The organism is Symmachiella macrocystis (genome assembly GCF_007860075.1).
GTDB classification, from domain to species: Bacteria; Planctomycetota; Planctomycetia; order Planctomycetales; family Planctomycetaceae; genus Symmachiella; species Symmachiella macrocystis.
In genome coordinates, this window is the sequence record NZ_SJPP01000002.1 from 694750 (window position 1) to 719158 (window position 24409).

General features: G+C 55.0%; 18 protein-coding genes and 1 pseudogene. 13 read left to right on the top strand and 6 right to left on the bottom strand.

The features are described from left to right. Positions 1 to 23 precede the first annotated feature (23 nt). The 8 genes and pseudogenes from CA54_RS20710 to CA54_RS20745 all read left to right on the top strand — a co-directional run bounded on the left by CA54_RS20710 (position 24) and on the right by CA54_RS20745 (position 10710). A complete protein-coding gene (locus tag CA54_RS20710; protein WP_146372889.1) occupies positions 24 to 1379 on the top strand; it encodes a sulfatase family protein in 1356 nt (451 codons plus the stop codon). 59 nt (positions 1380 to 1438) lie between these two features. Beyond that, positions 1439 to 2716, top strand: a complete 1278-nt coding sequence (locus tag CA54_RS20715; RefSeq protein ID WP_231963145.1) for a PP2C family protein-serine/threonine phosphatase — start codon at positions 1439 to 1441, stop codon at positions 2714 to 2716. Positions 2717 to 3097: 381 nt separating this feature from the next. Beyond that, a pseudogene (gene murC, locus CA54_RS29900) lies at positions 3098 to 4498 on the top strand (UDP-N-acetylmuramate--L-alanine ligase); the annotation flags it as partial. Between the two features lie 31 nt (positions 4499 to 4529). Continuing rightward, positions 4530 to 5408 (top strand): UDP-N-acetylmuramate dehydrogenase, encoded by an 879-nt coding sequence (murB, locus tag CA54_RS20725; RefSeq protein ID WP_146372891.1) that lies wholly within the window; start codon positions 4530 to 4532, stop codon positions 5406 to 5408. 166 nt (positions 5409 to 5574) lie between these two features. Continuing rightward, entirely contained in the window at positions 5575 to 6528 is a 954-nt protein-coding gene (locus tag CA54_RS20730) for a D-alanine--D-alanine ligase family protein (protein ID WP_146372892.1), read from the top strand. 234 nt (positions 6529 to 6762) lie between these two features. Next, complete coding sequence (locus CA54_RS20735) at positions 6763 to 8340, top strand: sensor histidine kinase (RefSeq protein ID WP_146372893.1); 1578 nt, start codon at positions 6763 to 6765, stop codon at positions 8338 to 8340. 199 nt (positions 8341 to 8539) lie between these two features. Beyond that, positions 8540 to 9922 (top strand): sigma-54-dependent transcriptional regulator, encoded by a 1383-nt coding sequence (locus CA54_RS20740; protein ID WP_146372894.1) that lies wholly within the window; start codon positions 8540 to 8542, stop codon positions 9920 to 9922. A gap of 98 nt (positions 9923 to 10020) precedes the next feature. Then, complete coding sequence (locus tag CA54_RS20745; RefSeq protein WP_146372895.1) at positions 10021 to 10710, top strand: hypothetical protein; 690 nt, start codon at positions 10021 to 10023, stop codon at positions 10708 to 10710. A 41-nt stretch (positions 10711 to 10751) separates the two neighbouring features. Here the strand turns inward: CA54_RS20745 and lexA are convergent, their stop codons facing one another. Together lexA and CA54_RS20755 are read right to left on the bottom strand one after the other, a co-directional pair. Continuing rightward, a complete protein-coding gene (gene lexA / locus CA54_RS20750; protein WP_146372896.1) occupies positions 10752 to 11351 on the bottom strand; it encodes a transcriptional repressor LexA in 600 nt (199 codons plus the stop codon). Positions 11352 to 11589: 238 nt separating this feature from the next. Beyond that, positions 11590 to 13041 (bottom strand): TlpA family protein disulfide reductase, encoded by a 1452-nt coding sequence (locus tag CA54_RS20755; RefSeq protein ID WP_146372897.1) that lies wholly within the window; start codon positions 13039 to 13041, stop codon positions 11590 to 11592. A 473-nt stretch (positions 13042 to 13514) separates the two neighbouring features. On the opposite strand from CA54_RS20755, the gene CA54_RS20760 reads away from it, so the two are divergent. Together CA54_RS20760 and CA54_RS20765 are read left to right on the top strand one after the other, a co-directional pair. Continuing rightward, positions 13515 to 13973: a hypothetical protein gene (locus CA54_RS20760; RefSeq protein ID WP_146372898.1), complete on the top strand. Its 459-nt coding sequence runs from the start codon at positions 13515 to 13517 to the stop codon at positions 13971 to 13973. Positions 13974 to 14193: 220 nt separating this feature from the next. Further along, a complete protein-coding gene (locus CA54_RS20765; protein ID WP_146372899.1) occupies positions 14194 to 15543 on the top strand; it encodes a PP2C family protein-serine/threonine phosphatase in 1350 nt (449 codons plus the stop codon). A gap of 52 nt (positions 15544 to 15595) precedes the next feature. Here the strand turns inward: CA54_RS20765 and CA54_RS20770 are convergent, their stop codons facing one another. Continuing rightward, on the bottom strand, positions 15596 to 16180 hold the full coding sequence (locus CA54_RS20770; protein ID WP_146372900.1) for a hypothetical protein: 585 nt from the start codon (positions 16178 to 16180) through the stop codon (positions 15596 to 15598). A 1116-nt stretch (positions 16181 to 17296) separates the two neighbouring features. On the opposite strand from CA54_RS20770, the gene CA54_RS20775 reads away from it, so the two are divergent. From CA54_RS20775 to CA54_RS20785, 3 genes are all read left to right on the top strand, one after another. After that, on the top strand, positions 17297 to 18121 hold the full coding sequence (locus CA54_RS20775) for a type II toxin-antitoxin system RelE family toxin (RefSeq protein WP_146372901.1): 825 nt from the start codon (positions 17297 to 17299) through the stop codon (positions 18119 to 18121). Between the two features lie 411 nt (positions 18122 to 18532). Then, positions 18533 to 19684: a S1C family serine protease gene (locus tag CA54_RS20780; RefSeq protein ID WP_146372902.1), complete on the top strand. Its 1152-nt coding sequence runs from the start codon at positions 18533 to 18535 to the stop codon at positions 19682 to 19684. A 197-nt stretch (positions 19685 to 19881) separates the two neighbouring features. Beyond that, positions 19882 to 20250 (top strand): STAS domain-containing protein, encoded by a 369-nt coding sequence (locus CA54_RS20785; protein WP_146372903.1) that lies wholly within the window; start codon positions 19882 to 19884, stop codon positions 20248 to 20250. A gap of 238 nt (positions 20251 to 20488) precedes the next feature. Here CA54_RS20785 and CA54_RS29545 read toward each other — a convergent pair whose 3' ends face one another. The 3 genes from CA54_RS29545 to CA54_RS20795 form a co-directional block, all read right to left on the bottom strand. After that, a complete protein-coding gene (locus tag CA54_RS29545; RefSeq protein WP_197532671.1) occupies positions 20489 to 20665 on the bottom strand; it encodes a hypothetical protein in 177 nt (58 codons plus the stop codon). 330 nt (positions 20666 to 20995) lie between these two features. Next, positions 20996 to 23653, bottom strand: a complete 2658-nt coding sequence (gene glnD, locus CA54_RS20790; protein ID WP_146372904.1) for a [protein-PII] uridylyltransferase — start codon at positions 23651 to 23653, stop codon at positions 20996 to 20998. Positions 23654 to 23897: 244 nt separating this feature from the next. Further along, positions 23898 to 24236, bottom strand: coding sequence for a P-II family nitrogen regulator (locus CA54_RS20795; RefSeq protein ID WP_145380625.1), 339 nt, complete (start codon positions 24234 to 24236; stop codon positions 23898 to 23900). Positions 24237 to 24409 lie beyond the last annotated feature (173 nt).

The following is a 24409-nucleotide window of genomic DNA, read 5'->3' on the forward strand; positions in this document are numbered from 1 at the left end:
TCTGAATAAGGCACACCATCGAAATGAAATCCATTCTTATCCTTTTAGTCACTGCGGGTTGCCTCCTACCAACAACGGCCTTCGCCGCCGAGCAACCGCCCAACATCGTTGTCCTCTTCGCCGACGATCTCGGTTACGGCGACCTCGGCTGCTTCGGTAATCCGACGATTCGTACGCCGGAGTTGGATCGGATGGCGGCCGAGGGGATGAAGCTGACGCAGTTTTATTCTGCTGCCCCCGTTTGCACGCCTAGCCGGGCGGCGCTGATGACGGGCCGGTTGCCAGTTCGTTCGGGTATGTGTAGCAACAAACGCCGCGTGTTGTTTCCCAACTCAGCAGGTGGCATTCCAGAAAAAGAAATCACGATTGCCGAGGGGCTCAAATCCGCTGGCTATGCGACCGCCTGTGTCGGCAAATGGCATTTGGGGCACCTGCCGCAATACCTGCCGACGAATAACGGCTTCGACTATTACTTTGGCATTCCCTACAGCAACGACATGCACGTCGTCCGCCGCGGCGATCCACCGCTGCCGTTAATTCGCAATTTGAAAACCATCGAAGCCCCCGCGTTTCAACCGACGCTCACTAAGCGATATACCGACGAAGCCATCCAGTTCATCACTGACCATCGTGACCAGCCGTTTTTCGTGTATTTACCCTACACCTTTCCGCACGTGCCGTTGTTTGCGTCGGACGATTTTTTGGGCAAAAGTTCGCGGGGTTTGTATGGCGACGTGGTGGAGGAGATCGATTGGAGTGTCGGGCAGATTTTGCAATCACTGCGCGATCTGAAATTGGCGGAAAATACCTTGGTCTTTTTCACCAGCGACAATGGGCCGTGGTTGATCAAAGACAATCAAGGCGGAACGGCTGGGTTGTTGCGGGACGGGAAGGGGAGCACCTGGGAAGGAGGCATGCGCGAGCCGACCGTGGCTTGGTGGCCGAGTAAAATCCGGGCCCGTTCGGTCTCGCAAGGACTGGGGAGTACGATGGACATTTTCACAACCGCCCTCAGCTTGGCCGGTGTTCCGATTCCCGAGGATCGCGTGATCGACGGTGTGGATCTGCAGCCCGTGCTATTCGAAACCGGTCCCAGCCAGCGTGAAACGGTGTTTTATTATCGCGGGCAAACATTGATGGCGGTCCGAAAAGGGCCGTTTAAAGCGCATTTGATCACACAGCCCGCTTATGGACGTGGAAAACGCGTGACGCACGACCCTCCTGTGCTGTATCATTTAGACCATGATCCGTCAGAACGTTTCGATGTCGCCCAGGATCACCCGGACGTCATTGCCGACATTCAACAGTCAATCGCCGAGCACAAAGCTGCCCTGAAACCGCTCCCCACGCAATTGGAAACGATGCTGCCGACCAAATAGGACAAACGCTGCCGATAAAGCCGCCTCTCGTCCCGTTGCAATAAGCGAATCAATTTATCGTGAAAAATAAAGCGAACAACTGGCACGAGCGGCTGAACATTATTGTGGAGACAATGCGTGAAATGAGCGCTCAGTCGGATCCGCAGGAAATGGTGGCCGACTACGGCCAACGCATGCAACAGCTTTTGCCGCGGGAACGGATGCTGTCGCTCAGTCGCCGAGGCTTGAAGGCACCTCAATTTCGCATTACCCGCTACAGTGGGTGGACCGAACCGGTCAATCCCTGGAAACAGCGCGACGAGTTGCCGTTGCTGGAGAGCGGCCTGTTGGGAGAATTGCTCTATGGCGGCCAACCGCGCGTGATTGAGGATTTACAAGTCTCCGCCCACGACCCGGCTGCGGAATACCTTGCAGATCAACACTCGTTGGTGGCAATCCCGCTGTTCGATCAAGGGGAAGCGCTGAACATGGTCGTGCTGTCGCTTTCCGACGCGCATGGCTTTGAACCGGACGAATTGCCGGAGTTGGTGTGGATGAGCAACCTCTTTGGACGAGCGACGCAGAATCTCGTACTCAGTGCTGAACTGCGCGACGCTTATGAGATGGTCGACCGGGAAATGCAACAGGTGGCGAAGATCCAACGGTCGTTGCTCCCTGCGGTGCTTCCCGAGATCCCCCATTTGCATCTCGCCGCTCACTACGAGACCTCGCAACGCGCCGGTGGGGACTACTACGATTTCTTCCAACTCCCCGAGGGGAAATGGGGACTGTTGATTGCCGATGTGAGCGGTCACGGTACACCGGCGGCCGTGATGATGTCCATCGTGCACAGCATCGCACACCTCTACCCGCATCAACCGGTCTGTGCGAGCGATTTCCTCAGTTATATCAACCAAAACCTGTGCCGCCGGTACACCAACGAGTCGGGGAGTTTTGTCACGGCGTTTTACGGCATCTATACGCCGGAAAAACGGCTGCTGAATTATTCCAATGCCGGGCACTGCCTGCCATTGTTGAAACATTGTGGAGCGGGAATGGTCTCCGCCATCGAGGGGGCACGGCAATTGCCATTGGGCGTCCTGGAGGACGAAACCTACACCAATCGTTCGCACTATCTCAGTCCGGGGGATGAAATCGTGTTTTATACCGATGGCATTTCCGAAGCGACTTCGCCTGAGGGAGAAATGTTCGGAACCCAACGGCTGGATGACGTCCTGACCTATTGCCGCCACGACGCCGATGAAATCATCAACGAACTGCTGAGCAACTTGAAAGAATTCACACACGGAGCCCCTGCCGCCGACGACCGGACTGTGCTCGTCGCAAAAGTCACCTAGTGCAACGTGAAACCTGAGAGCCAGTCTTCAAATCGGGAGGGCGAGGCTCCTGCCGTAACGTATATAGGCAGTTTTAGCGGTGTTTGCCGATTGTGTCCGACCCCGCAAAACTCCACTCTTTTGCGCAATCCGAAAGTCGTTGACAGGTGATCTAATCCCCTCTATCATCCCGCCCCGCATCATTGCCCACCTGCCGGCGGAATCGTCGGCTGCTCGTCACTTCTTGAAATAACCCTTGAAGTCATTTTGACTATCTTACCGATAAGTATGCCACTGACGGTCTTGCGCATTCGGGATGTTAACCCGGTTCGCACGCCGATCGGTCTCCCCCAGCGTTCTCGGTCGTGTTAACCCTCCCCAACACCCGGATGCCGTCGGCATATGATTTCACCCTCTGCCATACATCGCTTGCTGCAACAAGGTCAACTCTCTCAAAAGGGAGGTGAGGCGAAGATCGCTTCAGACCCGCAGTCGCCCTCTGCGCACCTAATCGGTATCTGCGGTTCCGGTATGCAGGCACTGGCCGAATTACTTTCGGGTCTGGGCTATCGCGTCACCGGTTCAGACTTACAACCGTTGAGCGAAAATCTCGCGCTACTCCAAGCCCGCGGACTGCGCGTCCATCAAGGGCACAACCGCGATTTTGTTCCCGGCGAAGTCGACATGGTGGTCTACAGCCCAGCCGTGCAAGCGGACAATCCAGAACGCGCACTTGCCCGCGAATTGGGAATTCCACAATTCTCTTATAGCGAAATGCTCGGTCGCCTGATGGCGGACCAAGTCGGTGTTTCCATCGCAGGCACGCATGGAAAAAGCACGACAACGGCCATGACCGCCTCGATTCTGGACCTCGCGGGACGCGATCCGTCGGCTATTTTGGGCGCCGAAGTACTATCGCGGCAGTCCGGAGGCTGGTCGGGCAGCGGCAACCTGTTCGTTGTTGAAAGTTGTGAATACAAACAAAGCTTCCTGGATTTATCTCCACAGCACGCGGCAATTCTGGGAATCGAACCGGACCATTTCGACTGCTACCCCGAGGTAGAACAAGCAGTTGATGCGTTTCGCCAATTTGCCCAAAAGCTACCTGCTGATGGTTCGCTGATCGTCCGCGGCGATTGTCGCAATACGATGGCAGCTTGCCAAGATGTCGCCGCAAACGTGGAGACATTTTCGCTGGTCCCCGGCATGGACTGGTGGGCAGCGGACATTCGCCGCTCCTGGTCGGGAACCCGGTTTCGCCTGTTCTACAAGGGTGATTTCTTTGCCGAGATCCTGCTGCAAGTCCCCGGAGAGCACAACGTGCTCAACGCCTTAGCAGCCACGGCTTTATGTGCCGGTTTGGGGTTAACGGCAGCGGAGATCCGCGAAGGACTGGGCGAATTTCGCGGGATTGCGCGACGGTTTGAGGAGATCGGATCTTGGAGAGGCGTAACCCTCGTCGACGATTACGCACATCATCCGACGGCCGTGGCGGCGACACTCCAGGCGGCGCGCGAGGAATTTGGCGACCGCCGCATCTGGTGCGCGTTCCAGCCGCACCAAATTTCGCGAACTCAAATTTTGATGCAGGATTTTTCGGAAAGTTTTTCAAATGCGGATCGCGTGTTGATCACGCCTATTTATGCCGCTCGCGAAGGAACCGCGACCGAATCGACCGATGTCGCCCGAGAATTGTCCGACCGCATCGCCCGGCAACATTCTCAGACTCGTTTTTGTGGATCTCTTGACCAAACGATCGCAACTATAGAGGATGAGGCACAACCAGGAGACGTGCTCATCACTATGGGCGCCGGCGATATCAATCAGGTTCACCATGCCTTCACTCGACGACTTCAGCGAAATCACACGCCACGACGAGCCGCTGGCGCCCCACACGTATTTGAAACTGGGGGGACCAGCTCAGTACTTCGTGACACCGAGGACCCGCGACGAATTGCAACAGGTCATACTGGCCTGTCGCGAGAACGAGATGTCGTACCACATCTTGGGCGGCGGTTGCAATCTGCTCATCGGTGACAAAGGGGTCAGCGGCGTTGTCATCCATATTTCCGGTGACGGATTTTCACAAATCACCGTCGATGACACCCAGGTCACAGTCGGAGCGGGCGCCCCGCTGACGCATCTCATTTGGCATACGGTCAAGGTCGGACTGCAGGGACTTGAGGTCCTCGTGGGCATCCCCGGAACCATTGGGGGCGCACTCCGCGGCAATGCCGGCGGCAGTGCCGGCGACATCGGGCAGTTTGTCTGCTCAGTCTCCGGATTAACCTCAGCTGGTGAACTCGTGACCCGCCGCGGCGACGAGGTCACTTTTGGTTACCGAGAAAGCAATCTGCGCGATCTACTGATCGTCGAAGCCACTTTCGGACTGCAACCGGGCGATACGGACGAAATTACCCGGCGCTTGCGCAAGTCCTGGATCATGAAAAAGGCGACGCAGCCGCTCACCGCCCAATCGGCCGGCTGCATTTTCAAAAACCCGCGCGGAATGAGTGCCGGATTGCTCATTGATCAGTCGGGCTTAAAAGGGACACGGATTGGCAACGCCGAAATCAGCGACCGCCACGCCAATTTCATCATTACCCACGCCGATGCGACGTCCGACGACGTGCTGCGACTGATTGATTTGGCCAAATCCAAGGTCAATGAGCAGTTCGGAGTCGATCTGGAGCTAGAAATCGAAATCTGGTAAAACGCCGCCTGCGCGTAGGGGAACCCCAGGGATTTGAGTTTTTGTTGAGCCGTTTTCGGAAGTCTTTCAACCATCCGCGGCTCGGCAGGAGCCTCTCCCTCCCGGTGCGATTCGGTTCCTATTGAGCGGACCAGATAGAGATTATTTCGTGGCAAGGAGGCCGGCGATGACAACGTTTGAAACTCAGGGATTGGATCCGTTGACCGTAGCCGTTTTGGAGGGAGGCGAATCGAGTGAACGCTCGATCAGTCTCGAAAGCGGTGCCGCCGTACGAGCCGCGCTGGCGGAACGGGGACACAAGGTCATCGCAATCGATCCCTCTGAGGTCGATTTGTCGACATACGATTGGTCCGGCATCGACACAGCTTTTATCGCCCTGCATGGCTTTTTCGGCGAAGATGGGCAGGTACAGCAGATTCTTGAGGATGCTGAAATGCCCTATACCGGCAGCGATCCGGCGGCGGCACGGTTGTCATTTCAAAAATCAGCCGCAAAAGAACGCTTTTTTCAAAACTACGTTCCGACGCCCCCCTACGTATTAATCCACGAAGGGGACACAGCCAACGGCATCATGAAAAAGGCGCGTAGCCTGGGATATCCACTAGCAGTCAAGCCGGACTCCCAAGGGTCGAGCCTGGGTGTGAGCGTCGTGCAAAGTCCCGATGAGCTTCCGGAAGCCCTGACCCGTTGCTTTCACCTAGAGGCGTTTGGCCTGTTGGAAGCCGGCGTTTTGGGGTCGGAATGGACGGTTGGCATTATGGACGAATTGATGTTACCGCTGATTCAAGTCGTCCCGAATCGGCCGTTTTATGACTACCAAGCCAAGTATGCCGACGACACCACTGAGTATCAGTTTGAATTCGACATCCCGAGCGATGTGGTCAATTCGATCAATCAAGCGGCCCGCAACGCCTACGATGCCCTTAAAATGCAGGGGATCGCGCGGATTGACCTCGTGCTGGATCGGTTCAACCGGCCGTGGGTATTAGAGGCGAACAGTGTGCCTGGAATGACTTCGCACAGCTTGGTTCCTAAAGCAGCCGCTCGTATCGGCATCAGCATGGGTGAGTTGTGCGAGCAAATGCTCCAGCGGAGCCTCAACGCTGCCCCGCAATCCTAGTTTTTTGTAGCACGACAGTCTCCACTGTTTCATAGTTTTACCGGGGTGGGATTGCGCGCCAGTCGTACCACATTCGCACTGCTGATTCACACGCATACTGCACTGTAGACCGTGAATCCCGGCCTTGCCTCAAATCTTGATTCTCTCTACACTCCCCGCCCCCGTTCAGCCGCTCCCCCGGCGGCCCATGACTCAGTTCCCCATTAACGACGAACCACGACAGGGAGGTCGGGTTTGCTGTTCACACGGACAATACGTCGCAAGCTCTTGCTGGGCTTGGGATTGGTCCTCACCATGCTCTTGATGGCGTCCTTCAGCGGCATCTGGGGGCTGTCTTCCTACGCCGAATTAATCGGTGAGTTGGAATTCAACCTGCAGCAAACGCCCAACAAGACCGCCCTCGTGAAAGCTGCGGGTGCGTTGTTCAAACCGCTCGTGGATCGTCCCAATCCCCACGCCGATCCGACGCGCGTCAACAAAATCCGCCGTTTGCAACTCGAGATTTTTTGCGACCGTACAGACGCCGCACACGCGGCCTATCGCGACTTTCAAGGCAAGCTGGAGGAGATCCCACTGACGCCGGTTTTGGAAAGTCAGTTTTTGATCCTCAACAACTCACTGCATGCATTCAACAACCAATTGACCGAGTTGGAAAACCAGGCCAAGTCCGCTTTAAATGGCAAGGTCATCGACGAGGTGGCAATGGATCAATTGCTCAAGGGAACTTGGGAATTGGAACAAATTGCACAAACCATGCTCGATCCGGCCAATGGACTTCACGCAGCTTTGGACCAAGCCCAACGCGACTATGAATCGACCTTTACCCTGTTGTGGACGACAACCGCGGTGGCGGTCGTGTTGTTTCTGGGGCTGATTCGCCACAGCTATGTGCAGATCTTTCGCCCATTGCGACAGCTCTATGAAGGAGCCCGTCGGGTGGCTCAGGGTTGCTTTGACTATCGCATTCCGGTTTCCACACAAGACGAAATGGGGGAACTGGCTGAGTCGTTCAACATGATGACCGCCCGGTTCCAAGATATCGCCGGGGATCTTGACCAGCAGGTCAACGAACGCAGCCGGCAGTTGGTCCGCTCCGAACGACTGGCAGCTGTGGGGTTTCTTTCCGCAGGCGTCGCCCATGAAATCAACAATCCGCTGGCAGCAATCTCCATGGCCTCCGAATCGGTGGAAGAGCGCATTGAAGATCTGCTGCAAGTTCAGACCGAACCAAGCAGCGATGCTAAGATCATTCGCGACTATCTGCAGATGATTCAAAAAGAATCGTTCCGCTGCCGTCAAATCACCACGAAATTGCTCGATTTTTCGCGGGGCAGCGAATCGACGCGTGAATCCACCGACGTCACTGGGCTGATTCGCGAAGTCATCGCCATGGTGCAACATCTGAGCAAGTACCGCGACATGCAGATCACATTCCGAGCGGCCACACCGAGTTATCTGGAAGCGAATCCGGCGGAAATCAAACAAGTGTTATTGAATCTCGTCGCCAACGGATTGGAATCAATGGAAGCCGGCGGCACATTGTCGATCACGATCGAAGAACGGACCGATGAAGTGCGAATCGTTTTTCAGGACGAAGGGTGTGGCATGACGCCGGGTGTCATTGAAAACCTCTTCGAACCATTTTTCACAAGCAAGCGCGTGGGCCAGGGGACCGGGTTGGGTTTGTCCATTAGCCACCGCATTATCAACGATCACGGGGGCACAATCGAAGCCCACAGCGACGGAGTCGGACAAGGGAGTCGGTTTTGCATTAGCTTACCGCGCCGCGCGATGAACACCATCGCCGCGTAGCCGGGAACAGCCGGGGTAGGGGACTAAATCCGTTTCTAAACCCAGTTGTGCTTGTTCGCGAAACTTGCGGATCAGTGTCAGTGAGACGCGGCAGAGGGTTTTGAAACGACCGGTAGAGAAAGTCGATTGGCAACAGACAAGTCGAGGGGGCACCTAGGATGATTACATCGTTCACGTCAATCTGCGAAGGAGTGGTTGGTTGAGCTCGTCAGATAGTTTGCGCGTCCTGTTCGTCGACGACGAAGGACCGATTCGGGATGTGATGGCCAATGAGTTGCCCCGTATGGGACACGAGGTCACGATCTGCGCCGACGGCGCGTCCGCGATTTCCGCTGTGGATAAAGCGACCTTCGACGCAGCCATTGTGGACCTGCGTATGCCCGGCGTGAGCGGGTGGGACGTGATCGAACACATCAAAGGTGTAGCACCCGAAACCGAAGTGATCATCAGCACCGGTCACGGCGGGTTGGACGACGCGATTCGCGCCATTCGCCAAGGCGCCTACGACTTTTTGTTAAAGCCCTCGAAACTGGCCGCCATCGCCAATGTGCTGAAACGGATCTCCGAGAAACGGGCCTTAAGCAACCGCGCCTTGGCTTTAGAAAGTCAATTGAAGGCCGTGCAAGGGACAACGTCATTGATTGGCGAGACGTCAGTGATGCGGCGCGTTAAATTGCTCGTGGAACGGGTCGGACCAACTGACTCCACCGTATTGATTCTGGGCGAAACCGGAACCGGAAAAGAATTGGTCGCCCAAGAAGTGCACGCCCAAAGCCAACGCGCTGGAAAACCTTTTGTCCCGGTCAATTGCGGCGCTCTGCCGGAAAACCTGGTGGAAAGCGAACTGTTTGGCCACGGCAAGGGAGCATTCACCGGAGCGGAGAAAGCCCGTAAAGGACTCATTGAGGTCGCCAACGGCGGAACGTTGTTCCTGGACGAGTTGGGCGAACTTGATAAGAGCATGCAGGTCAAACTGCTGCGGTTTTTAGAATCGGGAGAAGTCCGCCGTGTGGGCGAGAACGAACCGTTTCAGGTCGACGTCCGTGTGGTTTGCGCCACGAATCGCGGCCTAGAGGAAATGGTTGCCGCCGGCACATTTCGGCAGGATTTGTTCTTCCGCGTGAACACATTCGAAATCCATCTACCACCGCTGCGGGAACGCCAAGGCGATATTCCAGGCCTGGCCGCGCACTTGGCCGCCCGGATCCTCAAACGTCCGAAAATCTCCCCGGAATTGTTAACCGCCGAATTGCTCGACGCACTGTGTAAACATACTTGGCCTGGGAATGTGCGGGAATTGGCAAACGCACTGGAACATGCGGTGATTCTCGCAGGTGGGCAACCGATGACGGCCGACCATCTCCCATCGAGCGTCCTCAATTCGTCGCCCGTCGAGTCCGTCGGCATGAATTTCACACCCCCGACTCAGGCGATGACATTACGAGAAATCGAGATGAACGTCATCGAAAGCGTCCTCGACAAGCACGACGGGGATAAGCCAAAAACCGCCAAGGAATTGGGCATCGCCCTCAAAACCTTGTACAACAAGATTAACCAAAACCAAAGTCGCGCCGCTGGTTGATCCTGCCCTGCCACCCTGCGGGCTTGACGGACACCAAACGCAATGCACATGCTGACAGGCTGAGAAACGTCGACTAGCATTGGATTGCGAGTGTCCGCATGGCCCAGGGAAATACGGAGGTGGAGACCGCAATCGTCTCCTCAAGCGATGACCAGCCCACGCTGCCGGTCCGCCTTGAGAGCCCCCAATCGAGCGGCGGACGATTAGCAGGCACATGGATTTTCGGTCTGCTCCTGACCAGCATCACTTACGGCTGCGTGGTGCTGGGTCAAAACAATCCGGAGATGTACTACGCTGTCGTCGCCGCTGCAGTGGTCATCGGATTATTGGCGGCGTTGCTCGTGTGGTCCGCCGTCCAACAAACGTTAGTTTTCTTGCTGATCCCCGCCACGACGGTTGAAGTCGAATTCGAATCGATCGCACCAGGCGCGACGATGCGGTTTTGCGTCAAGCAGCCAGGGCCGATTTATTTGAAATCGATCCGAGCGAATCTGATTTGCATTCAGCATCGGGAACGCAAGCTTCACACCCAGAAGGAGGGCAGGAGCCATTCCCGTGATCCGGAGCGTATCCTCTACCAGCAGAACATCCTCGATTCGGACGGCGGCTGGTTGTTTCCGGGACAAACGCGTCAATGGATCGCACCGCTGACCATCCCGCAAGACGCACCAGACAGCGGCAAAGCAGACTCACAGGTCACCCAGTGTCACATTGAAATCTGGGGCCGCACGCACATGCTCGTCGGGTTCATGCGCCAATACACGCTCAAAGTGCGGCAGGCGGAGTAGCGGCAACATCGCTGCCACAATGATAGCGACGAATCTGGGGCCTAGTATCGCCGAATGACGCCCACGAGCACACCCAGCACCTGGGCATCGCTGACAATGATGGATTGCATTGTCGAGTTGGCCGGCTCCAAACGGATGTGGCCCGCTTCGCGATAGAAATACTTCAACGTGGCATCTTCACCATCGACGAGCGCCACAGCGATTTGGCCGTTGTTGCAGGTGCTTTGCTTGCGAATCACGGCGAAGTCCCCGTCGGCAATTTGGGCTTCGATCATTGAGTCGCCGGAGACCTTCAAGCAGAAATGGTCGTCGGAATTAAAAAGGCTGCTGAAATCCTGCTGTTCGCACTGCTCTTCGGCCAGCACTGGCGTGCCCGCAGCCACGTTTCCGGCAAGGGGCAATGAGGCGGAGAACTGGGTGGATTCCGTCAGTTGAATAGCACGCGACATGTGCGATTCACGGGTAATCAGCCCTTTTTTCTCCAAGGCCTTGAGATGGCACATCACGCCGTTGGGTGAACGAATTTCGAAGGCCGCCCCAATTTCTCGCACCGTCGGACCGTAACCCCGGGTCACGATTTTGTCCTTCAAGAACTCGTAAATGTCCTGTTGTCGCTCCGTCAGTCCATTCTTTTTGGCCATCGGTCTCCACCCTCATCAATCGAACAATTCAGTAGTGCAAATTCTGCTACCAATCCACGCTAATATACGTGCGTCCATCTGTCAAGGCGTGCAGTTGGCATTTGTTCAGATTAAATCAGTTTTTGACTCCCCAATTGGAACGAAATTGCCTGTCGAACCAGCGCAAAAAGTGAGCCGCGAAGTTCAATTCGCGGCTCGCTCGAGACTCTTTTTGGTAGAAACGTGACAAATCGTGCAACTATCGCACGCTTTTGCCCGGTCGCGTGGCAGTTCGGGAATTGAAGACTTTGGCGAGCGTCGCGTCCAGTTTCCCGCTTTCGACTTTGGTCGTCACGACACGGCCCCCGGCATCGATCACCCACATCGAGGGAACTCGGCGGACTCCATAAAACTTGACGATCGGATTGTTCCAACCACGTTTCTTTTCATCGGAATGAATGATATTGGGAAAGGGAAGCTTCTCTTTGGCCAAGTAAGTTTCCAACGTCTCAGTCGATTCGTCCAAACAAACACCAATGACTCCCAGTCTGTTGCTGCCATATTTTTTGACAACTTCGGTAATTTCAGGAATCTGCTTCACGGAGGGAGCTGCGGTTGTGTTCCAGAAAAATACAACGACCGGTTTCCCCAGATGCTGTGCCAGAGAAACCGCTTGGCCTTGGAGCGTCGCGCCGGAGAGTTTGATGCGGCGGCCGTTCATTTTCATCCGCCGCACGATCGTCAGAGCAACGGCTGAAGCATCGTGTTTGGGGAATTTTTGGGCAATCACCGAATAAGCCCGTACCGCTTCTTCATCCAGACCATTGATCTCACACCGCTCCGCCGCTGCAAAGAGCAGGGGAATCGACCGCTGGGAATCCTGAGGAAACTTTAAGGCATAATCTTCCGATTGCCGTGCGAATTCCTGCAACCAGCGGGGATCCTTCAAGGCCGTTCCGGTCATGATGGCCGCTGTGGAATTGGAGTAGGCGAGTTGCGTCAACGTAAACGCCCCTTCGGCAGCCGCGCTGGACTTCGGATCCCGCTTGTAGAGCGACGCTGCGTGTTCATAGAGCGCGTCCACGCTCTCCGTATCCCCATCGACGGCCAATTGCAAACGGGTTTCCAGCAACTTCCGCACGGCGACATCGAAGATTCGTTCCTGCTTGGGATCGCGATGCGTGAGGGCCAAAGCCTTTTCGGCATTGGCGATGATTTTTAGACTGCGTTCGCGATGCCAAGCCCGCAATGCTTCCAGATCTTTGGTTTGGGGCGGCCGCGCGATACGGAGTTTGGTGATTTCATGAATGTAGTATTCCGCCGTTCCCTTTTTGGGGGCGACAAATTTTTCCTCAGGAGCATCCGCTTCGGCTTCGGTTTCATCTTCGTCGAAGATGACGATGCCGTCGATGGTGGCTGCCGTCGCATCTTCCTCACCGGCGGCTACGGTGCGAATACCGCTCCCGTCATCGGTTCCACTCGCGAGCACAATGCCGGAGTCATTCCCCGATTGTTGACGTTCATATTCCTCGGCAGTGACGACTTCATCGGGCTGTTGGCGCAGTTTCGGCACTTCGCTCGTAGAAGATGCTTCCGTTCCGCTGGGGTCGTCGCCGGCAATGTGTGGATCCTTGCCGTCACTGCAACCGGCGATCATCGCCAACATGCCCAGAACGGTCGCCCATTTGATCCGTTGAATTGTCTCCATCATGACTGCTCCCGAGAGTCCGTTCCGTGGGAAAATACGATTTCCAGATTTGCTTTGATATTCCTGCGGCCCGACAAGCTATTACGCTGCGCAATACGTCACACAACGATCGCTGTAGCGAACAGGTCAGAGGTTTTAAGGGAAAACCGACTTTTAAGGCAAGAGGAGCCTGGTATCTCAGAACAAAACGCACGGGATTCAGCGTTTCTTGAGGTGGGATAGTGGCTAAAGGCTTATGACGACAGGGGCGAGGACGGATAGGCAAGGGGGGGGGGGGGTAGCGCTGGAAACCGTGAATGGGGGCGGTGGTTTCTCGTTTATAGAAAGAGAGGGAAAAACCAAGTATCATCAATTTCTCGCAGTTTCACGCAATGGATAAACACGGCGCCGGTCGGAGTTACGGCCGCACGGAAATCCTTGGGGCGTATTCGATACATGTAGGGCGTTCGACACGCCGATGATACGGTTCACTCAATATGGCGATAAATCGTTGGTATTTCAGCATCTTGCAGTTGCTGATTTACATGGGAACTTTTCTGTATTGGAAGTGGTATCCTTCACGGATGGCATTCGTCGTGGGGGGAGTTGTTTCGGTAAGCGTCATGTCCCTGCTGCTGGTTTTTGCAGCACGGCGGAAGTATTTCGTCAATCGCGTTGATTTGTGTCTGCATGTGCTGGTGATTGTCGATATTGGGTTGGAATCGTTGATGTACGAAGTCCTGCGTTTCGCCGTGGCGATGAATTGGATGTCCGGCGAGGCGTCGGTTGGGGCATTTGATGAGACGGCGGCAATGTTTCATAATAATCACAATTTTTACATGTGCGCTCTATTCTTCGCAGTTGTTATTGGTGGACATCATTGGTTCCGTCACGAATCAGAAGCAACGCAAATCGTCGACCGACAAAACGGGGGACCGGTGACAACGGGGAAATGATGTCCACAGATGCGCGTATACGGCGAAAAGGGCACTTTCCCGAAATCCACTAGAATCCACGGGTTGAAAAGGTTGGCTTTGCGTCGTATCCGTTGACCGGATACCATGGATTAGAGATGGTTTTTGAGGCGTCTGCTCTGGTCACCGGAAAGCGTGCCATCGAATTCTTACCGAACACGTGCCGCCAAATGAATACACTTCGGACTTGAGGAACCGCGCGATGCTGTGGGAGCAGAAGGTGGAATTCGCCGCGAAAAGCGACATCGGATTCCGCCGGCAAAACAATCAAGATTCCTACGGCATCCATCTGGCGCCGGACGGAGACGCCTTCCATCAACGAGGCCATTTGTTCCTCGTCGCCGATGGGATGGGCGGACATGCGGTGGGCGAGCTGGCCAGTAAAATGGCCGCCGATTCCATTCCGCACTCCTATCAAAAGTTGCAGAGTCTTCCCATTGACGAAGCGCTCGAACAAGCAATCATCGAGGCAAATGCGGGCATTAATACCCGTGGGCGGCAAAATCACGATTTCCTGCGAATGGGTACCACGTTAACCGCCTTGGTGCTTTCCCCGGCAGGGGCTATCGCCGGTCATGTTGGCGATAGCCGTCTGTATCGCATTCGCGATGCCCACATCGAACAGTTGACGTTCGATCACAGCCTGCAATGGGAGCTGCTCAAACAGGGGCAAATGTCGGCCGAAGAGATTTTTCTCTACGAACCCCGGAATGTCATCACCCGCTGCTTAGGACCAGAGGCGCACGTTGAGGTCGACATCGAAGGCGCCCATGAAATTCTGTCCGGCGATATTTTCTTGCTGTGCAGTGACGGATTGACCGGACTGTTAGACGACAACGAAATCGGCACAATCGCCCGCGAATTGCCTCCGGCCGAAGCCTGTCAATTGTTGGTGCATCTGGCCAACTTGCGTGGCGGACCGGATAACATCACCGTGGTGATTGTCCGCGTGAACGCACCAGTCGGCGACATCGCCACGCCGCCACCAAGGCCTCGCTACGACGATGGCGGGGGGCTCTCCTGGGGTTGGGGGTTGGCGCTATCGTTGTTGTCCATTGTCCTTGCCATCGGCGTGCCGCTGACGTTGATGGGATTGCGAACGGCTTTGAACTACCTGCTCGCCCCCGGTCTCACTTTATTGGGACTCGCCGGCATCCAGATCATTTTGATGGTATGGATCTGGTGGAACCAGCGCCGCGAGCGCGCAAAGGCCCCTCCCGTCTCGGTCCCCAAGGGTGGCCCCTACCGTTTTGCCGAAGCCAACATGACACGAAAACTGGTCGGACAACTCGCCACCATCGAACACGACTTGCAACAGTCGGCCATCGAAGAGGGGTGGACCGTCGACTGGAAATCGTACGGAACGGCCTATCGCGACGCCAAATCGAATTTAGAACGGCAACAGTTTTCACGGTCACTGCGCTCTTACGGCAAGGTCATCGATTTCTTGATGTCCGGCCTCCAATCGCACCGCCGGTCCCGGGCCCATGCCGCCAAATGGGGCATTCCCCCGCGCGAGCAAACTCTCCCGGCCGACACCAACGGCGACTGAGCGCCGTCTCCGCTGGCCGACTGAATACCGAAGGGGTTTCGCCGCTGCTCCCTCAATTTGTTGGCGATGAAATCCGCTTGGTATTCCACACGAATGCGCCCAGAGTGGCGCTGCCGATGAGGGCCAGCAGGAACGACGATGGCTCGGGATTGGTGAAATCCGGTCGGGGGGTCGGCGAGTAGAGCTCCGCAAGCGCCGAAACCCAGGAATCCTCTGTCGCATTGAACGCGCCGATCAGTTCCGTGGTGGAGTTACCACTGGTAAATACCGTGCTTAACGTCGTCCCGGCGAAATCGCTGCCGGATGTGAACCAACTGTGGCGGTTATCGACATCGATTTGAAACGAAAAGGTTTCCCCTGGAGCGAAGTCGGTGAATTCCAAGACCATTCGCCGAGAGCCGTTCTTTACTCCACCAAACCCTGTGAATCCCGTCTCCGTTGCGGATTCATGTTCAGCCATGAAGGGAGAAGAGTTCATCCCCGAGAGATGGAAATAAGCGTCCGCAGACGAGGATCTGGTGTTGATGATCGCCCGCTGGAGATGCGCATCATGTTGCGACAAATTGGCAATCGTAAAAACGTCGCCTCTGCTCGTCAGCCCGAATTCCTGATAGCTGGCGCTGGCAGCAACCCGCATCAGAGCAGATTCCGCACACGCCTCCGATTGTGCTATGCAAAGACAGCCGATCGAAAACGAGAAAAGTAAGACCGATCTCATGACCGGCCGACAAAATGCCGCATTCCTTAATTTTAGGTATCGCAAACAGAGAATGATTGATGGTGAAAATGATTGTCGTGTTTGGCCCGCACTTCTCATTTTAGGTTTTTAACCTCGCTAGATTGTGGTGAGAATTCGCTCCATCCATAGATGTTTAAAAAACTTCCTTTTCACAAAGTCAACAATAGGGATTCGATGATGCGGCTCGAAGAGTCCGAGTCGACAAACAGGGTTTCCCCCCTCAGGAATGACCGAAACGGATCAGAGTCGTAGATAGATTCAAGATAGGGGAAATGCACTAATTTTTAGTCTACCGATGTCGCTATTCGTAATCAACGGAATTATAGGAACTTTCAGGACAATAGAAAAAACAGGCAGAGGGCAACTGTGATGGTTGGCAGGCCAATGGATCCGATTTGCCGATTCGGAGCCAGAACCTCCAGCCGAGGCCATACCTCCATGAATTTTCCTACTTAGCAAGAAATGCATTTGCGATCATAGTGTCCGAGAAGCCGGTTTTTCCTGCTAAAATGGCGTCACAGCGGCATCGAATCGACCGATCAAAAGTCGCGCCGGACTTACTCCACTCAATCGATCGACCACTGAATCTGGCGCGGTCATAACGGCATAAAATTTCGATCTGTAACGGCCCTGGAAATGATCATGACCGACGCTGGCAATCACTAACCGTCGTCGGTAGGATCGCTGATTCGCCCAATGCCATGTCATTGCGACCTTTTCAGAGCAATGCCAAACCTGAGATTGGGGGTGCCACTGGCTTGGCCAGTGCTTTTTAGCGAATCCAAACATTTGAAATCGCGCTGGCAAAGCCAGTAGCACACAACTCTAAGATTCCCCCCTGAAAAAGCGATGGATCTGCTCCGGAATCCCTCGGTTTGTGCGGTCATCAGAAGCGGCAGACGATCTCCCTACCAACAGACTCCCTGGAAGTGAGCTTCCAACGCGAATTGACGCGTGTTGTGAAAACGCCTTGCGGGGTTTTGAAACCAGAGACTACAGCATTAAAGGACCAGCATGAACGACCCAATTGCTCCGCTGAAAACGGACGTCCCGGAAACCGAAGAGCTTTTGATCGATACGGCCCAACAGGCTGTCAACCAGTGTCGCTGGGTTGTTGGCGAATGCGCGGCCAAGTGGACGACGAAATATGCGAAGGGACGCACCGATGCGGACTTCGCCGCTTTGATCAACTTGAGTGGCGATCAAGTCTTTCAACGCCGTCGCGTCTGGGAATCATTTGCGGATGTTCACGAGTCCTATCCGAAGCTGAAGTGGTCGCATTTTTATTCGGCAATCAATTGGGATGATGCCGCCGAATGCCTGCAATGGGCTGAGGAAACACAGGCCACTGTGGCCGAAATGAAGGCCTGGCGACGGGCGATTCACGGTGAAGATTTAACAGCCGAGGCAGAGGAGGATGAATCGGCAGTCGCCTACGTACCAAGCGAAACGACTGCGGTTGTCGATCCCGACGAATTTAGCGGCGAGGGTTCCACCGCCGGTGAAGGCGGCAATTCCTCCCGGGACCGCAAACCGGATACCGCCACAGCCACTGCTGCCGCACGGCAAAAAGAGGATACGGGAGGTGAATACTCGCCGTTTAAACAGGGGGCGACTACCCCCCCAGCAACGAGTGACCAAGGAGGCGACGCCGTTGGTACGGCAGTCGGTCCCCCGGTTGCGCAACTCGTCAAACGCACAACAAAAGCCCTACAACGATTCGAAACGGCGATCACTCCGCAGTTTAAGCAGGAGTTCCGTAAACTCCCCGAGCAAACCCAAAGCCAATTCATCAAAGCGGTCGAAGAATTGAATTCCAAGGTCGCTGATTTACTCTAAAGGCAATCCCGGTCTCATGGTTCGTCGCGGTGACTGATTTGGCTCGGGTATTGATCTGGTAAGGGCAGCCAAAGAGGGAGCGAAAACCCTCACCCCGGCCCTCTCCCAGAGAGAGAGGGAGAATCAAAACGTTGCGATTCGGAAAACGCCCCCCATAAAGCGCAGCGCCCAACGGAAGCAGCCTACCCCCTCTCGAGCGGCAGCTCGCACACAGCGGCTAAGCCGCCTGAGCCGCATAAGCCGCGTGAGGGGGCAACTCGACTGGTCAAGTTGGCGTGAACCGCCCATAATATCAGTCACGTTTCCCTGTTCCGGCAGATAACTCGTCGGTAAGGAAATAGCTATCGCGTGTTCCCTGCTGACGGCCACACAATAGGGCCGGTTGATTTCCCTCCAACTTGGAGAAGTTTGATGTTGTCGAAGGATGAACGACCTCCACGACGCGCGCCGATTCAGGCCGATGGCGTGAGTTGGCCGTTCTTGATACTCGTCGTTCTCGCGCTGTTCGCCATTTGGCGATTTTCCGGCACTGGAGCATCGTCCATCTTGAATCCTGATGCTTCTGCGCGTGCTGTCACTCCGCGGGGGGATTTGGCCGCCGATGAAAAGACAACCATCGAGATCTTTCAAAAAGTGGCCCCGTCGGTTGTCCACATTACGGCAGTCGACCAAGTCACAAACCCGCTCGCAGCTGATCCGGTAGAGGTCCCCAGCGGCATCGGCTCGGGGCTGGTCTGGAGCGATGATGGTTATATCGTCACAAATTTCCATGTGATCAGCCAAGCCAAAGGCGTTGTCGTCACACTGGGGGATGGAACGGTTTTGAAAGCGAAACTGGTGGGCAAGGCGCCCGACCAGGATTTGGCCGTGCTGAAAGTCGATGCACCGGCGAGCCAATTGGTTCCGATTCCGATTGGCGAATCGAGCAACCTGATGGTCGGCCAAAAAGTGTTTGCCATTGGCAATCCGTTTGGATTTGATCATTCGTTATCGACCGGTACGATCAGTGGATTAGGTCGGTCAATTCGGATGAAAACGAGACGTTTGATTACCGATGTGATTCAAACAGATGCCGCGATCAATCGCGGAAGTTCCGGCGGGCCATTGTTGGATAGCGCGGGGCGGTTGATCGGTGTCACCACAGCTATTTATAGTCCGTCGGGGGTGTCTGCGGGACTCGGGTTTTCGGTTCCCGTGGATATGGTCAATCGCGTGGTTCCCGAGTTGATCCAGCATGGGAAGATTGAGCGACCGGGATTGGGAATTCGCCCCGTCTTGGATCAATTGACACATCGCTTAGGCTTAGAAGGGATTCTGATCGAAGCCGATGAAGATGGCAGCATGAAAACGCGTTCCGGGATTCGCCCCACCTATTGGGACGATCAGGCGAATCAGCTCGTTGTGGGGGATCTCATCATCGCCATGGATGGCGAACCATTGCGGGGATCATTGGACTTGATTGATGAACTCTCCAAACGAAAAGTAGGAGATGTCGTCGAACTGACCCTGTGGCGGGATGGGAAAGAGGTCAATCAAGAAATCGAATTACAAGCCATTCCCTAAGGCGGTAACTCGCAAAGCACGACTGAAACGGCCATAACACCCGCATCGCCACAGAACTGCGTCGCCGATTGGCGAAGCCGTTGACTTATTGATCGTGAAGGATACGATAAACGTCTCCACACCAATGTTTTACACGCGCGAGATGACCGTCTCACTGCAAAACCTCGCCAGCAAGGCATCAACCCGCAGGCATCGACATGGTAGATCCCCAAAGTCCTGAAATCGAAGTTCGCAACGGCGTGACTGTGATTCAACTTGGTCCGGATTACGATAATCTGAGCGACCACCTGCTCGACACGTTGCAAGTCGTGTTACTGGAGTGTGGTCGGAATGCTGATCCGCCGAAAGTCGTGATTGATTTATCACACACGGTGTTTTTCGGCTCCGCGTTCTTGGAAATTCTGTTGAAATTGTGGAAAGAACTTTCCGAACGCGAAGGCAACGCTTTTGCACTCAGTGGACTGAATGATAATTGCGCCGAAGTCCTACAGGTCACACAACTCGATAGCTTGTGGAAGATCTACAAGACGCATGAAGAGGCCGAAAAGGCGCTTGCGTCAGTCTAGGTGATTGGCGAGTCCGAATACCCGCAAGAGGGCCGGTCCAGCCATTTCCCCACATTGCACGAGAACCACTGCAGCCGGTCAGACGGCTGGCTGCGCAACGCGGTGGTTTCGCGGGGGATTCGTTGTGTTTGGATCAAACGACCTCCCTATAAAAGAGAGGCTTTGTCGACACGGTAGGTTTCAGCAATAACGACGAATCGAGCAGGGGGGTCAATGGGCTGCATTTCGCACGCCCCTCCTACCGCGGGGGCAATTTGCCTCGATCATTGAATCCAGCGGTGCCAGTGGACTGGTCATCGTTGACTTCGTTTAAATCCAAGCAGATTGCGTCGTCTTTAATGTCGACAACGAACAAAATTCGGTTGCCGATTTGGACAGCATCACCAATCGACAACTCCAAGGATATCTCTTGCACAGCGATCCTCCTTGTATCGCAACAGTGTCATTCTCACTATCACGGAACTATAGCAATTGGCGGTAACGTTCGCAAACCGATGTGATCGCGAGCGCACACTCTCGATCGTTTTTTTTAAAAAAGTAGATTGATAAAGATGCGAATTCCCCAGCGCTTGCGCCTGTCCACCGTTGCCCCGATGGCTTCATCTCTATAACGCGAAATACCTGTCTCCATTCGACGCGAGGGCATTTTTTTCAAAAACGTTGCCGTGGACATCGGCACTCAGCGGGAATTGTAAACTCCGTGATCTGCTGTTTGTTCTACGCTGTTCGCAGTTGTCCGGAAAAGCTAAAAATCCTCGACGCGCTGTCGCAATTCCTCAGCGACGTAGCGTAATTGGTCGGCATCAGTCAATTGTTTTCCGTTTTCACAGGTGACGTAGAATACGTCGACAGCCTTTTCACCGTAGGTCGAAATTTTGGCTAACTGAACGGAGAGGCCCAGATCAAAGAGTGCTCCAGTAATAGCGTACAGCAAGCCTAAACGGTTGCGGGCAAAAACGTCGATAATTGTGCAGGTCTCTGAGGAGTTGTTGTCGAACACGATCCGTGGCGACGGCGCGGGCCCAACCAAGCTGCTGTTGGATTTGGAGCGTCGCGTCTGAAACAATGACTTGACCGTCCGGTCTCCGGCCAGGACCTGATGGATGACACGTTTGATTTCGCTCAATCGTACTTGGGGCGTTCCTTCGGCGTGCTCTGGATCGACGACGCGGAATTTGTCGACAACAATTCCATCGCTCGTTGTACAGATTTCGGCCGAGACAATTTCCAGCCCCATGGCCGCCATCACCCCCGCCATCTTTGAAAAGCAGCCTTGCGCCAGAGAATCGTGGGTGACGATGCGGTACAACACCGTTCCGTTGATGGGATCAGCCGACCAGTCAATCAGGGAATCGTTGGGCTGCAAGGCGGCGATTTGCTTGAGGTCATCGACGACTTGCTCCACGTTATTGGAACTGAGGAAGTGGTCCGGCAAGGTGGCCATTGTGGTGCTGACCCATTGGTCGCCGGGAAGAGTGGCGGACAAGACGGCCGACCCGCCCACATACTGTCGCACGCGCTGCCGTAATTGATTGAGTCGTTCATTAAATTCGACATCGTGCCGGATCCCACTCAATAGAAGCATGGACCGTTCATACAATTCGGCCAGCAAACCTCCCTTCCATTCGTTCCAAGTGCCCGGCCCGACCGCCGTAATATCCGCAGCCGTTAGAACGTACAACATCCTCAGCATATCCAAGCTGCCTACGTCGCGGGTGAAGGGCAAAATCTCGTTGATGTCGTTGATGTTTCTGCGGAAGGCCAGATGCGACATCACCAAATGTTTTTCAACCAAAAACACCAACCGGTCGCCATGCGATTCTTTCAAATGCAATCGTTCTGCCACAGCCGCGGCGATTTGCCCGCCGACCAAGCAATGGTCTTCCTCGAATCCTTTTCCCATATCGTGCAACAACATGGCCAAATGCAGTAGATGCTTGCGTTTGACCTCGCCGTATACTTGTCCCAACAAACTCGGTTCTTCGTGAAAGGACTCAACGGCTCCCACGGCGATCAGCGAGTGTTCGTCGACGGTGTATTTGTGATACTCGTTGAACTCCAAGAGCCCGCGTGCTCGTGACATCTCGGGAATGATGGCTTCCAACACGCCCGCCTTGTACATCTTTCGCAGCGTCGATTCGATCGCTCCGGTGCAAGTCAAAATGGAGAGGAATTCTTCGGCCGTCTCGGGGGAGATTTCGTCCGGCTCCTCCGGATGGCTTTCGGCAATATCCCGCAATAAAGTGGGGGAGGGATCGATCCCTGTGCGGGCTGACAATGCGAACAGACTGACCTGCAAACTCAAATCGCCGCACAGTCGCGCATGGTGGTCAGTTTGCACATCGATTTGGTCGCCGCTGAGTATGAAGACATCCTCAGTACGATTGGGCAAAAAACGTTCGGCAATGCGGGCACTGATCGCTCGCGGCCGATCCATCGACGCCAAACGTTCGGCCAGATCGTCGATCGCTGAAGCATAGCGAAAGTAATCACGCATGAAGCATTCGACCGGTTTCAATCCGGGCCGGCCTTCATAGCCCATCGCGTCGGCCAACCGCATCTGTTCCTCGCGGGTGAGCACATCCTGCGGCCCGTCGGCCTGGAAATGCAATTCGCAACGAATGCGGGTCAAGAAATCCCGTGCTTCGACTAATAACCTGACGTCATCCTCAGCCAAGGCCCACACCTTATCCAGATCATCGATTTGGGAGACCTGATAACGGGCGAAACCAATCCACCGCATCAGGTGCAAATCACGGAGCCCCCCCGGCGAGCGTTTGATGTTGGGCTGAACCTGGCTGACTGTTCCCCCGAATTTTTTACGCTCAATGCTGCGTGTAGCGATGCACGATTCCGTGAATGCCTGCAGATTGCGATCGACAACCTTGCGACGAAACAGTTGTCGGAAATCGTTGAGCAACTGCGCGTCGCCACACAACAGTCGAGCCTCAATGGCAGAGGTGGCGAAGGTGATGTCGGACCGCGCCAGCCGCACGGCGTCACGCAGATTTTGCACCGAATGCCCTAGTTTGATCCCGGCATCCCAGCAATTCCGCACGACGCTCCCCAATGCGTCGGTCAACATCGTGTCAATCGTGCCGCGATACAGAAACAACAGGTCGACATCGGAGTAGGGGGCCATTTCGCCGCGACCAAATCCCCCCATCTTCACGACAGCCGTGTTTTGCTCCACAAGTCGGCGGTCGGCCGGGTTCAATCCTTCCAGCATGTCGCGGAAGAATTCCACAATCACGGTTTCGGTTTCGTCGGCCAATTGCGTGGCAACCTCCCACGCAGGAGCATTCGCAATATGGGCCTGCCGGGCGCGATCGAGAATGGCGGCAACTTTAGCTTTAGAATCACTGAGGTGAGCCGCTGCTTGGAGACTTGAACCACGTTCCATAATTCTTCGGATTCCGCCCCATCAGTTTCTATCGCCGTCTGGGAAATCGGGCATCGATCCCCACACGGCGGGTGCAACTCCCGCAAATATTGTTGCGGGGCACAATCGGCAAGGTGACATTTTCAAAATAGCTGCGTCACCGCGGTAGCGGGTGACAACTGAGTTCTCGATCCACGATGACACGCAGACGCGGCGGTCCGCCCGTCCATGGAACAAACCAGCTGAGAAGCGGACCGTATCCGGTTCAAATCGCCTCTTCGCCGCTTTCACCGGTACGAATTCGAATCGTTTCTGCAAGATCGGTGACGAAAATCTTACCGTCGCCAATTTGGCCGGTGCGGGCAACGTTCATGATCGTATCGATTGCCATTTGGCACGACTCATCGGGCACAACGATTTCGACCTTTGCCTTGGGCAAAAAATCGACGGTATATTCGGCACCACGATACATCTCCTTGTGGCCCCGTTGCCGTCCGAATCCACGGACTTCCGAGACCGTCATGCCTTGGATACCAACTTCGTTGAGCGCGTTCTTAACGTCTTCTAATTTGTAATGGCGAATGATCGCCTCAAGCTTCTTCATGCTGAGTCCTTCTCTGTTCCGGCGGAATATATCTATGCTCTCACCGAGCTTCACCGATGTGGCGACAATTATACGTTCCTGGTCGTTGCCAGCATAGGCATAGTTTTTGGCGATGACGAGGCAGAATGGGTTTTAAAATAATTTGAGTTGGGCAACATTGCCCGTGAGCCCCC

Bases quoted from the DNA above. Each gene is read 5' to 3' on its own strand.
- CA54_RS20775 (WP_146372901.1), top strand. From the start codon at position 17,297: ATGAACGACCCAATTGCTCCGCTGAAAACGGACGTCCCGGAAACCGAA.
- lexA (WP_146372896.1), bottom strand. From the start codon at position 11,351: ATGGCCAAAAAGAATGGACTGACGGAGCGACAACAGGACATTTACGAG.
- CA54_RS20730 (WP_146372892.1), top strand. From the start codon at position 5,575: ATGACAACGTTTGAAACTCAGGGATTGGATCCGTTGACCGTAGCCGTT.
- CA54_RS20710 (WP_146372889.1), top strand. From the start codon at position 24: ATGAAATCCATTCTTATCCTTTTAGTCACTGCGGGTTGCCTCCTACCA.
- glnD (WP_146372904.1), bottom strand. From the start codon at position 23,653: ATGGAACGTGGTTCAAGTCTCCAAGCAGCGGCTCACCTCAGTGATTCT.
- CA54_RS20760 (WP_146372898.1), top strand. From the start codon at position 13,515: ATGGCGATAAATCGTTGGTATTTCAGCATCTTGCAGTTGCTGATTTAC.
- CA54_RS20780 (WP_146372902.1), top strand. From the start codon at position 18,533: ATGTTGTCGAAGGATGAACGACCTCCACGACGCGCGCCGATTCAGGCC.
- CA54_RS20745 (WP_146372895.1), top strand. From the start codon at position 10,021: ATGGCCCAGGGAAATACGGAGGTGGAGACCGCAATCGTCTCCTCAAGC.
- CA54_RS20770 (WP_146372900.1), bottom strand. From the start codon at position 16,180: ATGCGGGTTGCTGCCAGCGCCAGCTATCAGGAATTCGGGCTGACGAGC.
- CA54_RS20795 (WP_145380625.1), bottom strand. From the start codon at position 24,236: ATGAAGAAGCTTGAGGCGATCATTCGCCATTACAAATTAGAAGACGTT.
- murB (WP_146372891.1), top strand. From the start codon at position 4,530: ATGCCTTCACTCGACGACTTCAGCGAAATCACACGCCACGACGAGCCG.
- CA54_RS20755 (WP_146372897.1), bottom strand. From the start codon at position 13,041: ATGATGGAGACAATTCAACGGATCAAATGGGCGACCGTTCTGGGCATG.
- CA54_RS20765 (WP_146372899.1), top strand. From the start codon at position 14,194: ATGCTGTGGGAGCAGAAGGTGGAATTCGCCGCGAAAAGCGACATCGGA.
- CA54_RS20785 (WP_146372903.1), top strand. From the start codon at position 19,882: ATGGTAGATCCCCAAAGTCCTGAAATCGAAGTTCGCAACGGCGTGACT.